Raw genomic sequence first — 1,332 nt, 5'->3', positions numbered from 1 at the left:
TGTGGTTCCCCCCGAATCGTGGAGGGTTTCCTAGGCGGCTTCCGGTTCGGTCGCCGCGGCGGTCTCGTAGCTGATCGGGCTCACCATTCCGATCGTGCTGTGTCGTCGGTCGTGGTTGTAGAACCCGTAGCACCAGTCCAACACAGCGGCCCGGGCGGCGCGGGTGTTTTCGAAGGTGTGTTGCGACAAAACTTCCCATTCCAGCGAGCTGAAAAATGCTTCGGCGGCAGCATTGTCAAAGCACGATCCGACCCGCCCCATCGATTGGCGAATATCGAGGTCTTGGCATAGTTTCGTGAACGCGTGAGCGGTATAGGTGCTGCCCCGATCGGTGTGAAATATGGCTCGTTTCGACGGGTCCTCACGCCACCCAGACTGGTGGACCTCCTCGATACCGCCGCGGGTCGCCACGGCCATGTTGATCGCCGCGCAGGCGAGTTCGGCGTCCGGGTGCAGACCGGTGGCAGCACCAAGCAATCTACGACTGTAGAGGTCGATCACAGTGGCCAGATATGGCTTCTCACCGGGCCGACCGTTGGCGTCGACGGTGGGGATCTCGGTCATGTCGCCGACCCGCCGGGCGTTCGGCCTGTCGGCGGTGAAGTCCCGCTTGAGCAGGTCGGGGAACTTCGGGGCCGTCTTGTCCTGCCTGGTCAGACCGTTGCGGCGTCTGATGCGGCGTGCGACGAGGCCCTGGCGGCGCATCGAGTCGGCCACGGTCTTCTCGCTGACCTGCCAGCCCTCGTCACGAAGGTCGAAGTACAGGCGAGGGGATCCATGCCGGCCCTTTGCGGCGGTGAACGCCTTCGCGACCGCCTGGTCGACGACCTCGCGGCGGCGGTCACGCTCGGTGTGCAGACCGCTGGCCGCCTCCGGCCCGGTGGCCCGCTTGAGCCACTTGTAGAACCACGCCAGCGACACGCCCAGCAGGGCGCACACCAGAGTGTGTGGCACTCGGTAGTTGGTCCTGAGGTCGGCGATGAAACGTGCCACGCTCACTTCGTCGCCTCCTTGACCCACAGGACCACGGATCGCTTGAGGACATCACGCTCCATCTTCAGCTCCGCGTTCTCTGCTCGCAGCCGCTTGAGCTCCTCGATGTCGCCCCTGGACAGGCCTTCTGTGCCCTCCCGAGCTTCCTTAGCCTGATTGACCCAATTGCCCAAGGTGCCCGCGTTGACCCCAAGGTCTCGGGCGATCTGGGCGATCGGCTTCCCGGTCTCCTCGACGATCCGGACCGCTCCCTCACGGAACTCCCGGTCGTACTTCTGGCGCTTCTCTGGCATCGCTTCCCCTTATAGCTGATCCCTCTACGGATCCGGGGGAACCTCA

At 64.3% G+C, this 1,332-nt stretch carries 2 protein-coding genes; both read right to left on the bottom strand.

Features of this window, described 5'->3' with window-relative positions; translation table 11 throughout:
• Positions 1–30: 30 nt before the first annotated feature.
• Entirely contained in the window at positions 31–999 is a 969-nt protein-coding gene (locus tag NR111_RS18190) for an IS3 family transposase (protein WP_256821622.1), read from the bottom strand.
• Positions 996–1,286, bottom strand: a complete 291-nt coding sequence (locus tag NR111_RS18185; RefSeq protein WP_069389795.1) for a transposase — start codon at positions 1,284–1,286, stop codon at positions 996–998. The genes NR111_RS18190 and NR111_RS18185 overlap by 4 nt, the downstream gene beginning before the upstream one ends.
• Positions 1,287–1,332: the final 46 nt, after the last annotated feature.

This window comes from Dietzia sp. Die43 (genome assembly GCF_024519835.1).
Taxonomy (GTDB): Bacteria; Actinomycetota; Actinomycetes; order Mycobacteriales; family Mycobacteriaceae; genus Dietzia; species Dietzia kunjamensis.
The sequence above is the reverse complement of the archived record's forward strand: the minus strand, read 5'-3'. Positions and strand labels throughout refer to the sequence as shown.

What these genes read in the sequence shown, in the direction of transcription:
- NR111_RS18185 (WP_069389795.1), bottom strand. Translation starts at nt 1,286, where the DNA reads ATGCCAGAGAAGCGCCAGAAGTACGACCGGGAGTTCCGTGAGGGAGCG.